Origin of the sequence: Streptomyces sp. NPDC090025 (assembly GCF_044748125.1) — a bacterium.
Taxonomy (GTDB): Bacteria; Actinomycetota; Actinomycetes; order Streptomycetales; family Streptomycetaceae; genus Streptomyces.
The window spans coordinates 7,366-19,556 of record NZ_JBIVFL010000006.1 but is presented as its reverse complement, the minus strand read 5'-3'; the positions used below and the strand labels follow the sequence as shown (position 1 = coordinate 19,556).

General features: G+C 72.5%; 11 protein-coding genes. 4 read left to right on the top strand and 7 right to left on the bottom strand.

The features are described from left to right. Nucleotides 1-244: 244 nt before the first annotated feature. Entirely contained in the window at nt 245-970 is a 726-nt protein-coding gene (locus tag ACIPXM_RS16240) for a DUF4232 domain-containing protein (RefSeq protein ID WP_401655583.1), read from the top strand. A 157-nt stretch (nt 971-1,127) separates the two neighbouring features. Here the strand turns inward: ACIPXM_RS16240 and ACIPXM_RS16235 are convergent, their stop codons facing one another. The 7 genes from ACIPXM_RS16235 to ACIPXM_RS16205 form a co-directional block, all read right to left on the bottom strand. Then, nucleotides 1,128-1,400, bottom strand: a complete 273-nt coding sequence (locus tag ACIPXM_RS16235; RefSeq protein ID WP_401656169.1) for a DUF1876 domain-containing protein — start codon at nt 1,398-1,400, stop codon at nt 1,128-1,130. A gap of 92 nt (nt 1,401-1,492) precedes the next feature. Then, the gene (gene hemB / locus ACIPXM_RS16230; protein WP_401655582.1) at nt 1,493-2,497 is read right to left on the bottom strand and encodes a porphobilinogen synthase; all 1,005 of its coding nucleotides are present in this window, start codon (nt 2,495-2,497) and stop codon (nt 1,493-1,495) included. Between the two features lie 178 nt (nt 2,498-2,675). Next, nucleotides 2,676-4,346: a uroporphyrinogen-III synthase gene (locus tag ACIPXM_RS16225; RefSeq protein WP_401655581.1), complete on the bottom strand. Its 1,671-nt coding sequence runs from the start codon at nt 4,344-4,346 to the stop codon at nt 2,676-2,678. After that, on the bottom strand, nt 4,343-5,329 hold the full coding sequence (gene hemC, locus ACIPXM_RS16220) for a hydroxymethylbilane synthase (protein WP_401655580.1): 987 nt from the start codon (nt 5,327-5,329) through the stop codon (nt 4,343-4,345). Before hemC ends, ACIPXM_RS16225 begins: the two co-directional genes overlap by 4 nt. Continuing rightward, the gene (locus tag ACIPXM_RS16215) at nt 5,326-6,720 is read right to left on the bottom strand and encodes a glutamyl-tRNA reductase (RefSeq protein WP_401655579.1); all 1,395 of its coding nucleotides are present in this window, start codon (nt 6,718-6,720) and stop codon (nt 5,326-5,328) included. The genes hemC and ACIPXM_RS16215 overlap by 4 nt, the downstream gene beginning before the upstream one ends. Then, on the bottom strand, nt 6,717-7,562 hold the full coding sequence (locus ACIPXM_RS16210; RefSeq protein ID WP_401655578.1) for a redox-sensing transcriptional repressor Rex: 846 nt from the start codon (nt 7,560-7,562) through the stop codon (nt 6,717-6,719). The genes ACIPXM_RS16215 and ACIPXM_RS16210 overlap by 4 nt, the downstream gene beginning before the upstream one ends. A gap of 272 nt (nt 7,563-7,834) precedes the next feature. Further along, nucleotides 7,835-8,125, bottom strand: a complete 291-nt coding sequence (locus ACIPXM_RS16205; protein WP_401655576.1) for a glutaredoxin family protein — start codon at nt 8,123-8,125, stop codon at nt 7,835-7,837. 120 nt (nt 8,126-8,245) lie between these two features. Between ACIPXM_RS16205 and ACIPXM_RS16200 the strand changes: the two genes are divergently transcribed. The 3 genes from ACIPXM_RS16200 (at nt 8,246) to ACIPXM_RS16190 (ending at nt 12,030) form a co-directional block, all read left to right on the top strand. After that, nucleotides 8,246-9,202, top strand: a complete 957-nt coding sequence (locus ACIPXM_RS16200; protein WP_401655575.1) for an HAD family hydrolase — start codon at nt 8,246-8,248, stop codon at nt 9,200-9,202. A gap of 481 nt (nt 9,203-9,683) precedes the next feature. Next, the gene (locus ACIPXM_RS16195) at nt 9,684-10,499 is read left to right on the top strand and encodes an ECF subfamily RNA polymerase sigma factor, BldN family (RefSeq protein ID WP_401655574.1); all 816 of its coding nucleotides are present in this window, start codon (nt 9,684-9,686) and stop codon (nt 10,497-10,499) included. Between the two features lie 334 nt (nt 10,500-10,833). Further along, nucleotides 10,834-12,030: a DUF5667 domain-containing protein gene (locus ACIPXM_RS16190; protein ID WP_401655573.1), complete on the top strand. Its 1,197-nt coding sequence runs from the start codon at nt 10,834-10,836 to the stop codon at nt 12,028-12,030. The last annotated feature ends 161 nt before the right edge of the window (nt 12,031-12,191 follow it).

The window sequence follows — 12,191 nt, the reverse complement described above, 5'->3', positions numbered from 1 at the left end:
TCCCCCATTGTCGCGTGCCGATTGCCCTCGGGTCACGCCGCCCCGCAACGTAGTGGTCATGCCGAACGGACGGGTGACCGACATGGTCGCCATCGCGGTCCTCATCGCCTGCACGGCGGTCGTGATCGCCCTGCTCAACGCCCGCTGACCCAACTCGTACCGCAGTCCCGCAGCGCTCGTACCGCGCACCGCACCTGCCGCACCCACCCACCACACACAGACCACTTCTCACGGGGGAACCACCATGCGCATCACCGCTCGCCGCCTCGCCCTGCCCGTCGCCGCTCTCGCCGCGTCCCTGGCGCTCACCGCCTGCCAGTCCTCGGACAGCCCGAAGGCCGCGCCCAAGCAGGTCGCCGAAGCGCCCACCTCGGCGGCGCCCGCCCCGGAGCCGTCCTCCGCCGCCCCGACGAAGCCCGCCCCGGCCAAGCCCTCGGCGTCCGCTTCCGCCTCCGCCGAGCCCGCCGCCAAGCCGTCCACCACCCCGGCGAAGCCCGCCGCCCACAAGCCCGTCAAGCCCGTCAAGCCCGCCAAGCCCGGCACCTCCGGCCAGGACGACGGCCCGGTCGAGACCCTCTGCACCATCGCCGACACCAAGATCGTCGCCAGCAAGGTGAGCCGCCCGATCAACCACGTGGTGCTCACCGTCACCAACGTGAGCAAGCGCCCCTGCAACGTCATGAACGCGCCGTTCGTCGGGTTCGACGAGCCGCAGGCGACCATCGGGATCATGGAGGACAGCAAGCCGCAGGCCGTGGTCACGCTGTTCCCCGGCTACTCGGGCTACGCGTCGATCAAGCTGACCGGCGAGCCGGGCGGCGACACCAACGGGCGCACCATCAAGAAGATCCGCGTCAACCTGACCCGGGAGATCGGCACCACCATCCCGGCCCCGGCGGGCACGTACGCCGACGACAACGCGGAGGTGTCGTACTGGCAGTTCAGCCTGGCCGACGCGCTCGTCTACTGAGCGCCGGAGTATCGGAGCACCGGAGTATCGGAGCACCGGAGTATCGGAGCAGCGGCGTGTACTGGATGTCCTGAGCGGGACGGGCCGGACAGGGGACGGCCCGGACCGCGCCACCCAGCGACGAACCGGCCAGGACCTTACGGTCCTGGCCGGTTCGTCAGCGGTTGATCGGGTGCGAGGTGCGCCCCGACGCGTCGTCGATCTCCGTGTGCGCCTTCTGGAGCAGCTGCGAGGCGAGGTCCATGAGCGCGCGGGCGCCCGCGATCTCCTCGCCCACCCGCAGCTGGTCCGGATCCGAGGGGTGGCGGTTGGCGTTCCCGTGGGCCCGGAACTCGGTGCCGTCGCCGAGCCGCACCATGGCGGCCGCGCGGGTCCGGTCGCCCTCTTCCCGGAACTCCATCTCGACGTGCCAGCCCACGAGGGTGTTCATCATGAGGACCACCTCCGATGAGGTACCTGTCGGACCGCCGGAGCGGGCGGCCGTACCTCTCCAGGGTGCATCAGATCATCGGATCCCGCGGGTCATCGGATCCCGTGGGCCAGCTTCTGGGCGGCCTCGGTGGCCCAGTAGGTGAGGATCATGCGGGCCCCGGCGCGGCGGATGCCGGTGAGGGTCTCCATGATCGCCTTGTCCCGGTCGATCCAGCCCTTCTCGGCGGCCGCCTCGACCATCGCGTACTCGCCGCTGATCTGGTACGCGGCGACGGGCACGTCGACCGACTCGGCGACCTTCGCGAGGATGTCGAGGTAGGGCCCGGCGGGCTTGACCATGACCATGTCGGCGCCCTCGGCGAGGTCGAGCGCGAGCTCGCGCAGCGATTCGCGGGCGTTGGCCGGGTCCTGCTGGTAGGTCTTGCGGTCGCCGGTCAGCGAGGAGCCGACGGCCTCGCGGAACGGGCCGTAGAAGGCGGACGAGTACTTCGCGGTGTACGCGAGGATCGACACGTCCTCCTTGCCGATGGTGTCGAGGGCGTCGCGGATCACGCCGACCTGGCCGTCCATCATCCCGGAGGGCCCGACGACGTGGACGCCCGCGTCGGCCTGGACCTGCGCCATCTCGGCGTACCGCTCCAGGGTGGCGTCGTTGTCGACCCGGCCGTGCTCGTCGAGGACGCCGCAGTGGCCGTGGTCGGTGTACTCGTCGAGGCAGAGGTCCGACATGATCACGAGCTCGTCGCCGACCTCGGCGCGGACGTCGCGGATCGCCTGCTGGAGGATGCCGTCGGGGTCGGTGCCCGCGGTGCCGAGGGCGTCCTTCTTGGCGTCCTCGGGGACGCCGAACAGCATGATGCCGGAGACCCCGGCGGCGACCGCCTCGACGGCGGCCTTGCGCAGGGTGTCACGGGAGTGCTGGACGACGCCGGGCATGGCGCTGATCGGCACGGGCTCGGTGACGCCCTCGCGGACGAACGCGGGCAGGATCAGATCGGCCGGGTCGAGGCGCGTCTCGGCCACCATCCGCCGCAGGGCAGGGGTCGTCCGCAGCCGCCGCGGCCGCGCCCCGGGAAAGCTTCCGTACGAAGTCATCCCCCGAGGCTACGCCCGCGCGTACCCCCGGTTTACCGACACCGTGCCGGGGCCGGGCCGGGCCCGGCGGAGGCCCGCACGGTACGGGGAAGGGCCCGGGTTCCGACAAGGAACCCGGGCCCTTCCCCGTACCGCCGGATCCACTGGATCCACTGGATCCCGTCCCGGTCGGGTGATGTCAGGTCGTACGACGACGACGGGCGCCGGGGCGGCGCTCGCTGGGCCGGGTGACCGGGTCGCCCGCGTCGAGGGCGGCGGCGCGGCGGCGCAGACCGAACTCGGCGAGGGCCTCGGCGAGCTTGTGCACGGACGGCTCGGGCGACAGGACGTCGACGCGCAGGCCGTGCTCCTCGGCGGTCTTGGCGGTCGCCGGGCCGATGCAGGCGATCACCGTGACGTTGTGCGGCTTGCCCGCGATGCCGACGAGGTTGCGGACCGTGGAGGACGAGGTGAAGAGGACCGCGTCGAAGCCGCCGCCCTTGATCGCCTCGCGGGTGTCGGCCGGCGGCGGCGAGGCGCGGACGGTCCGGTAGGCGGTGACGTCGTCGACCTCCCAGCCCAGCTCGATGAGCCCGGCGACCAGGGTCTCGGTGGCGATGTCGGCGCGGGGCAGGAACACCCGGTCGATCGGGTCGAAGACCGGGTCGTAGGGCGGCCAGTCCTCCAGGAGTCCGGCGGCGGACTGCTCGCCGCTGGGCACCAGGTCGGGCTTGACGCCGAAGTCGACCAGGGCCTTCGCGGTCTGCTCGCCGACCGCGGCGACCTTGATCCCGGCGAAGGCGCGGGCGTCGAGCCCGTACTCCTCGAACTTCTCCCGGACCGCCTTGACGGCGTTGACCGAGGTGAAGGCGATCCACTCGTAGCGGCCGGTGACCAGGCCCTTGACCGCGCGTTCCATCTGCTGCGGGGTGCGCGGCGGCTCGACGGCGATGGTGGGCACCTCGTGGGGCACGGCGCCGTAGGAGCGGAGCTGGTCGGAGAGCGACGCGGCCTGCTCCTTCGTGCGCGGTACGAGGACCCGCCAGCCGAACAGCGGCTTGGACTCGAACCAGGAGAGCTGGTCGCGCTGCGCCGGGGCGCACCGCTCGCCGACCACGGCTATCACCGGACGGTGGCCCTCCGGGGAGGGGAGCACCTTGCCCTGCTTGAAGACCTGCGCGATGGTGCCGAGGGTGGCGGTCCAGGTGCGCTGGCGGGTGGTAGTACCGGCGATGGTGACGGTGAGCGGGGTGTCCGGCTTACGGCCCGCGGACACCAGCTCCCCGGCCGCGGCGGCGACCGAGTCGAGGGTGGTGGAGACGACGACGGTGCCGTCGGACGCGCCGACCTCGGACCAGCAGCGGTCGTCGGCGGTGCGGGCGTCGACGAAGCGGACGTCGGTGCCCTGCGCGTCGCGGAGCGGGACTCCGGCGTACGCGGGGACGCCGACGGCGGTGGCGACGCCGGGCACGACCTCGAAGGGGATGCCGGCGGAGGCGCAGGCGAGCATCTCGGCGCCCGCGTTGCCGTCGAGCCCGGGGTCGCCGGTGACGGCTCGGACGACCCGCTTGCCGCCCCTCGCGGCCTCCATGACAAGATTGGCCGCATCCCTCAACACGGGGACCCCGACGGTTGTTGACGCTTCGTCGACAACCGTCAGCTCAGGCGTGCTCACGCCCGCGCGCGCATGGCCGCGGACGACGTCGAGCACCTCCGGCTCGGCGATCAGGACGTCCGCGCCGGCCAGGGCTTCGACGGCCCGGAGCGTCAGCAGACCGGGGTCGCCGGGACCGGCGCCGAGGAAGGTGACGTGACCGTGGCCGGGAAGGGCGACGGACACGGGGCTGGTGGTCGGGCTGGTGGGGCTCAAAGTGCTCGCTCCCCCATAAGACCGGCCGCACCCTTGGCGAGCATCTCGTGCGCGAGTTCGCGTCCGAGCGCCGCCGCCTCGTCGTGCGAGGTGGGTACGGGACCGGTGGTGGACAGCTGCACCAGCGTCGAGCCGTCGGTGGTGCCGACGACGCCGCGCAGGCGCATTTCGGTGACAACCTGCCCGTGACCGGGGCCGTCGGCCAGCAGGTCGGCCAGCGCACCCACGGGTGCGGAGCAGCCGGCCTCCAGGGCGGCGAGCAGGGATCGCTCGGCGGTCACGGCGGCCCGGGTGTACGGGTCGTCGAGCTCGGCGAGCGTGGCGACGAGGTCGGCGTCGGACGCCGCGCATTCGATCGCGAGGGCCCCCTGGCCGGGGGCGGGCAGGACCGCGTCGACGTTGAGGGCTTCGACCGACAGGGCGCCGGTCAGGTCCTCGGGTCCGCCGATGCGGTTGAGTCCGGCCGCGGCGAGTACCACCGCGTCGAGCTCTCCCTTGCGTACATAGCCGACCCGGGTGTCGATGTTGCCGCGGATCGGTACGGTCTCGATGGTCAGGCCGTGGCTGCGCGCGTACGCGTTGAGCTGGGCCATCCGGCGCGGCGAGCCGGTGCCGACGCGGGCTCCGGCGGGCAGCGTGTCCAGGGTGAGGCCCGCCCGGGCGACGAGCACGTCGCGGGGGTCCTCGCGGCGCGGGATCGCGGCCAGCACCAGGTCGGGGTGCTGGGCGGTCGGCAGGTCCTTGAGGGAGTGCACGGCGAAGTCGACCTCGTCGGCGAGCAGCGCGTCGCGCAGGGCGGCGACGAAGACGCCGGTGCCGCCGATCTGCGCGAGGTGTTCGCGGGAGGTGTCCCCGTACGTCGTGATCTCCACGAGCTCGACCGGCCGGCCGGTCAGCTGCCGGACGGCATCGGCCACGTGTCCGGACTGGGCCATGGCGAGCTTGCTGCGCCTGGTCCCGAGCCTCAGTGCCCTCTCGGTCATACTCGCCCTCGGTTCTTGACGTCGCCGTCGTTTCGGTCGGCCCGGCTGACGGATGCGACCGTCTCCGGGTCGAGGTCGAAGAGTGTCCGCAGCGCGTCGGCGTACCCGGCGCCGCCGGGTTCGCCCGCGAGCTGCTTGACGCGCACGGTGGGCGCGTGCAGGAGCTTGTCGACCACCCGGCGCACGGTCTGGGTGATCTCGGCGCGCTGCTTGTCGTCGAGGTCGGGGAGGCGGCCTTCGAGCCGGGCGACCTCACCGGCGACCACATCGGCGGCCATGGCGCGCAGGGCGACCACGGTCGGGGTGATGTGGGCGGCGCGCTGGGCGGCCCCGAAGGCGGCGACCTCGGCGGAGACGATGGTGCGGACCTGGTCGACATCGGCGGCCATGGGGGCGTCGGCGGACGCCTCGGCGAGCGATTCGATGTCGATGAGGCGGACGCCGGGCAGCCGGTGGACGGCGGCGTCGATGTCGCGGGGCATCGCGAGGTCGAGCAGGTGGAGGGGGCCCCGGCCGGCCTGGGCGCGGCCTTCGGCGGCGTGCTCGACGGCGTCGGCGGTGAGCACCAGGCCGGTGGCGCCGGTGCAGGAAACGACGATGTCGGCACGGGTCAGTTCGTCGCCGACGGCAACCATCTCGACCGCGCGTGCGGCCACTCCGGTCGAGCCGGGCTCGGTGAGGATCTGGACGAGCCGGTCGGCGCGGGCCGCGGTGCGGTTGGCGACGACGATCTCGTCGACCCCGGCGCGGGCCAGGGTGGCGGCGGCGAGCGACGACATCGATCCGGCGCCGATGACGAGGGCGCGCTTGCCCTTGGCCCAGGTGTCGACGTCCTGGCCGGAGGCGGTGTCGGTGTCGGTGTCGGTGCCGACGAGCTGTTCCAGGCCGAAGGTGACGAGGGACTGCCCGGCGCGGTCGATGCCGGTCTCGCTGTGGGCGCGCTTGCCGACCCGCAGGGCCTGCTGGAACAGGTCGTTGAGGAGCCGTCCCGCGGTGTGCAGGTCCTGTCCTACGGCGAGGGCGTCCTTGATCTGGCCGAGGATCTGGCCTTCGCCGACGACCATCGAGTCCAGGCCGCAGGCCACCGAGAAGAGGTGGTGGACGGCCCGGTCCTCGTAGTGGACGTAGAGGTACGGGGTGAGCTCGTCGAGTCCGACGCCGCTGTGCTGGGCGAGCAGCGTGGACAGCTCGGCGACGCCCGCGTGGAACTTGTCCACGTCGGCGTAGAGCTCGATGCGGTTGCAGGTGGCGAGCACGGCGCCCTCGGTGGCCGGTTCGGCGGCGAGGGTGTCGTGCAGCAGCTTGCCGCGGGCGTCGGCGGAGAGGGCGGCCCGCTCCAGGACGCTGACGGGGGCGCTGCGGTGGCTGAGGCCGACGACGAGGAGGCTCATGCGGGCATCACCGCGGGCATGTCCCCGTCAGGTCCCTTGCGGGCGGTCTCCCCGGCGGCACGGGCGGCGGCGGGCACGGCGGCGGCACCCCCGGCCTCGGCGGCCGCCGCGCTCCGCGCCGCGGAGCGCGGCGCGGCCTGCGCCGTCGGCTCCGGCGCGGCGGCGGCCTCGGCCAGCTCCTCGCCGGCCTTGCGCTGCTCGTGGAAGGCGAGGATCTGGAGCTCGATGGAGAGGTCGACCTTGCGCACGTCCACGCCGTCGGGCACGGAAAGCACGGTGGGGGCGAAGTTCAGGATCGAGGTGACCCCGGCGGCCACCAGCCGGTCGCAGACCTGCTGGGCGACCCCGGCGGGGGTGGCGATGACACCGATGGAGACGTCGTCCTCGGCGACGATCTTCTCCAGGTCGTCGCTGTGCTGCACGGGGATCCCGGCGACCGGCTTGCCGGTCATGGCGGGGTCGGCGTCGATCAGCGCGGCGACCCGGAAGCCACGGGAGGCGAAGCCGCCGTATCCGGCCAGGGCGGCACCGAGGTTACCGATGCCGACGATCACGACGGGCCAGTCCTGGGTCAGACCGAGCTCGCGGGAGATCTGGTAGACGAGGTACTCGACGTCGTAGCCGACGCCGCGCGTCCCGTACGACCCGAGGTAGCTGAAGTCCTTGCGCAGCTTGGCGGAGTTGACGCCCGCGGCGGACGCGAGTTCCTCCGACGACACCGTGGGTACGGATCGCTCCGAGAGTGCCGTGAGGGCACGCAGATACAGCGGAAGGCGGGCGACGGTGGCCTCGGGAATTCCTCGGCTACGGGTCGCCGGTCGGTGAGTTCGGCCAGTTGCCACGGTGCTCCTGCGGGATGAGCGGGGCTGCAGGCGGCCATTTGTCCCAAGACCGCCCCGTCGAATGCAGGCTATGTCTTTGTGAACGCGTGCACAAAGATGGTGTCCGTTTTGTCTGGCCAAAGTGACCGGGGTCACGCGGCCGGATCGCGACGGCGTGGAACCGCTGTGCGCGCCCATGCGTTGAAATCCCGATGGGGGCAAAACCGCACACACTCCTCACGACGTCGCCCCCGAAACCCAACAAAACGTCCATGATGGTAGCCGTCTTTCGGTCAACCACCCAGTTCGCGCCGCAGCCGCCCGGCGTCGACCCGCCAGAAGGTGTGCTGCTCCCCGTCGACCAGAACGACCGGGATCTGCTCCCAGTACGCCCGGTACAGCTCCTCGTCCTGGGTGATGTCCTTCTCCTCCCAGCGTGCTCCGGTCTCGGCGCACACGGTCTCGATCACCGCGCGGGCGTCGTCGCAGAGATGACATCCCGGCTTGCCGATCAGCGTCACCGTGCGCGGGCCGCGCTCCGGCGGGCCGCTCTTCCTCTTCGTCCGTCCGAACATGCCGTCCATTCTGGGCCGGGCGACAGGACCCGGATAACAGGACCCGGGTAACAGGGGAGTCCCCCACTGTTCACACCACGGCATCCTCACAAGTCGGGAAGTACCGAACAGACTGGCTATGCTCACCGCATGGCCGCTCTTGGATGGCTCACCCCCCGTAGGCGCTCCGCCACCGCGCGCAGCGTCCTGGCAGGCGAGGCCGCCGCGGAGGCGGCCCGCAAGACCTCCGCCCAGCTGGAGCAGGAGCGCGAGGAGGCCGCCGCCGCGGCCGCGGCCGAAGCGGCCGCCGCCGAGCCCGAGTTCCCGGTGGTCGGCGACACCAGAGCCGCCGCCTTCTTCGACCTCGACAACACCGTGATGCAGGGCGCCGCGATCTTCCACTTCGGCCGCGGCCTGTACAAACGGAAGTTCTTCCAGCGCCGCGAACTCGCCCGGTTCGCCTGGGCGCAGGTGTGGTTCCGGCTGGCCGGGGTCGAGGACCCCGAGCACATGCAGGACGCCCGCGACAGCGCGCTGTCCATCGTCAAGGGCCACCGGGTCTCCGAACTGATGTCGATCGGCGAGGAGATCTACGACGAGTACATGGCCGACCGCATCTGGCCCGGCACCCGCGCGCTCGCCCAGGCGCACCTGGACGCCGGCCAGAAGGTCTGGCTGGTCACCGCCGCCCCGGTGGAGACCGCCACGATCATCGCCCGGCGGCTCGGCCTGACCGGCGCGCTCGGCACGGTCGCCGAGTCCGTCGACGGCGTCTACACCGGCCGACTGGTCGGCGAGCTGCTGCACGGCCCCGCCAAGGCGGAGGCGGTACGGGCGCTCGCCGCCGCCGAGGGCCTGGACCTGGCCCGCTGCGCCGCGTACAGCGACTCCCACAACGACATCCCGATGCTGTCGCTGGTCGGGCACCCGTACGCGATCAACCCGGACACCAAGCTGCGCAAGCACGCGCGGGCGCGGGACTGGCGGCTGCGGGACTACCGGACCGGCCGCAAGGCGGCCAAGGTCGGCATCCCGGCCGCGGCGGGCGTCGGCGCCCTCGCGGGCGGCACGGCGGCGGCCCTCGCGCTGCACCGCCGCCGCCGCTGAACGACCGGGCGGCGCACCCGGGTTCCGGACTTCCGGGCCGTCACCGCCCGTCACGGCGTGTCGCGAAACGGATTTAAGGATCATGCCGATACGTTTCGGCTGCGATCGAGCACGACAATCCGAGACCAGCCGCGCTCACCCGTCCGTGGTCGAACACGCCCCGCACACCCAGGACTCCGGGCGTTCCCCGCTCCCTACCCGGCAGCGGCTCCGGCCACTCCCCCATACCGCACTCGTGCATAAGCGACCCCCCGGTTGATCACAGTCGGAAGCAATCCGATCAACAACCGGTCACGAAGTGCGAGTGATCACGACCACAAGCAGTAACAGATGCGACTGAATCGATGATTTGAGCAACTGGGTGTAGCGCTGCCTGTACGAAGCGTTATTCTCCTCAGACGCATACCGGAACCCTCACGTCGCCACCACGAGTGAACGGTCCCGCACTGCACGTGATGGAAGCTCTGCCTCTGGGAGTCCCGTGTACCCACACGTCGGGGTTGACGCCTCGGGCCTGGCTACGCTGCGCGCAACGGTCCTCGACCGTTTGCGCGGCTTCGTCCCCACCGCGTACGCCGGCCTCGCAACCGCCTTCAGCGAACCCGCTCTCGTCGGACCCGCCCTCGCCGGGCAGGCCCCCGCCGGGCCCTGCTACGCCCTGGCCGAGAGCGGCGCCGCCGTCGGCAGAAGGGGCACCCGCAGCGGCGCCGGCACCTCGACCACCGCCCGCCGGCCCACCGCCGACAGCGACAGTGCCCGCATGATGGACCTGGTCGAACGCGCCCAGGCCGGCGAGGCCGACGCCTTCGGACGGCTCTACGACCAGTACAGCGACACGGTCTACCGCTACATCTACTACCGCGTCGGCGGCAAGGCGACGGCGGAGGACCTCACCAGCGAGACGTTCCTGCGCGCCCTGCGCCGGATCTCCACCTTCACCTGGCAGGGCCGCGACTTCGGCGCCTGGCTGGTCACCATCGCCCGCAACCTGGTCGCGGACCACTTCAAGTCGAGCCGCTTCCGGCTCGAGGTCACCACCGGCGAGATGCTCGACGCCAACGAGGTCGAGCGGAGCCCCGAGGAATCCGTCCTCGAATCGCTCTCCAACGCCGCCCTGCTCGACGCGGTCCGCCGGCTCAACCCGCAGCAGCAGGAGTGCGTGACGCTCCGCTTCCTCCAGGGCCTGTCGGTCGCCGAGACCGCCCGGGTGATGGGGAAGAACGAGGGAGCGATCAAGACCCTCCAGTACCGGGCCGTCCGCACCCTGGCCCGCCTCCTCCCGGACGACGCCCGCTGAGCGCTGCGCGCCCCCCACACGCGCCGCCGCCCGCACCACCCCGCACCCCACCGACGGCATCAACGGCACCGACGGCATCGACGCCCCCGACCCCCCTCCCCCCATGTCCCCACTCCCCCACCCAACTCACAGTCGGTGACGGCTCGATGACGCACTGGTCCGATCATCTTTCGCGCGTAACCCAAGTGCCGCGCCGCTCGTTGTGCGAAATGCAGGCTCCCTGTGGTCACGCCGTGTCCACTTCCACTCACTCTTTCGTGTGGAAGCGCTCAAGGTGTGCAACCTTCCGAACCCCCCGGGGAGTCGACCGTCATGACGAGAGGAGGTGCCGCCCGTGATCGCGAACGTTTCGGCGCACCGGCGGGCGAACGCCTTCGCCCAGGCCCTGGAGGACCGTACGTCCCAGGGCGCGGCGGCCGAACAGCCCGAAGCACCGGCCGAACCGGCCGGGCAGGGACGGCTGTTGGCCCTGGCGAACGGTCTCGGCGAACTGCCGAAACCGCAGATGGACCCCGAGGTCAAAGTGGTGCAACGGGCGCAGCTCGTCGCCGCCATGGAAGCCATGTTCGCGGCGGGAGGCGCCGCCGCGGGTCCAAGCGTGCCCGAACAGCGCAGCTCCAGCGGCCGGGGGGCGCACCGGGCCTCCCCGCTCCGCAAGCTGCGGCCCCGGTCCCGGTGGACCAAGGGGCTGGCCGCGGGCGGACTCACCGTCGGCGTGGCCGCCGGAGCCTTCAGCGGCGTCGCCGCCGCGAGCTCCGACGCCCTCCCCGGTGACTCCCTCTACGGCCTCAAGCGGGGCATGGAGGACATCAAGCTCGGGATGGCCGACGACGACGCGGACCGCGGCGGCCTCTACCTCGACCAGGCGTCGACCCGCCTGAGCGAGGCCCGCAGGCTGATGGAGCGCGGCCGGGCCGGCGACCTCGACCACGAATCGCTCGGCGAGATCCGCCGGGTCCTCGACGGCATGAAGCACGACGCCTCCGAGGGCCACCGGCTGCTGCGCGAGGCGTACGAGCGGGACGGCGAGATCGGCCCGATGGCCAGGCTCAACTCCTTCGCCCAGTCCCACCGGGCCACCTGGGACGGCCTCCGCGACCGGCTCCCGGTCCAGCTGAGCGACGTCGGCAACCAGGTGAACGACGTGTTCGTCGCCATAGACGAAGAGGTCGAGCCGCTCCAGTCGGTGCTGCCCCGGACCCCCGAGCGCAGCCCCGTCGGATCCAGCGGCCCGAGCACCCCACGGCACTCCGCCCCGGCCTCGCCCCAGCACCCGCACACCACCCCCGCCAGCCCCTCGGCGCCGGGCGGCGACGCGGCCCAGCCCAAGCCCTCCGGCTCCCACTCGGGCGCCCCCCAGGACGAGGGCCTGCTCGGCGGCACGGGCGACCTGCTCAACCCGCCGCACACGGGCCCGAGCATCGACCCCTCCGACAAGGAGCCGATCCCACCGGTCCCGGACGTGACGATCCCGCCGATCCTCCCGGGCCTGCTGCCGGGCCTCGGCATCGACAGCAGCGACGCGACCTAGCGCGCCGCGGGGCGGGGGGGGGGGGGGGCCCCCCCCCCGGGGGGGGGCCCCCCCCCCCCCCCCCCCCCCCCACCCCCCCCCACCCACCCCCCCCCCCCCCCCCCCCCCCCCCGGCCCCCCCCAACCCCCCCCCCCCCCCCCCCCAAACCCCCCCCCCCCCC

What these genes read in the sequence shown, in the direction of transcription:
- ACIPXM_RS16240 (WP_401655583.1), top strand. Translation starts at nt 245, where the DNA reads ATGCGCATCACCGCTCGCCGCCTCGCCCTGCCCGTCGCCGCTCTCGCC.
- ACIPXM_RS16235 (WP_401656169.1), bottom strand. Translation starts at nt 1,400, where the DNA reads ATGAACACCCTCGTGGGCTGGCACGTCGAGATGGAGTTCCGGGAAGAG.
- hemB (WP_401655582.1), bottom strand. Translation starts at nt 2,497, where the DNA reads ATGACTTCGTACGGAAGCTTTCCCGGGGCGCGGCCGCGGCGGCTGCGG.
- hemC (WP_401655580.1), bottom strand. Translation starts at nt 5,329, where the DNA reads ATGACCGAGAGGGCACTGAGGCTCGGGACCAGGCGCAGCAAGCTCGCC.
- ACIPXM_RS16215 (WP_401655579.1), bottom strand. Translation starts at nt 6,720, where the DNA reads ATGAGCCTCCTCGTCGTCGGCCTCAGCCACCGCAGCGCCCCCGTCAGC.
- ACIPXM_RS16205 (WP_401655576.1), bottom strand. Translation starts at nt 8,125, where the DNA reads ATGGACGGCATGTTCGGACGGACGAAGAGGAAGAGCGGCCCGCCGGAG.
- ACIPXM_RS16200 (WP_401655575.1), top strand. Translation starts at nt 8,246, where the DNA reads ATGGCCGCTCTTGGATGGCTCACCCCCCGTAGGCGCTCCGCCACCGCG.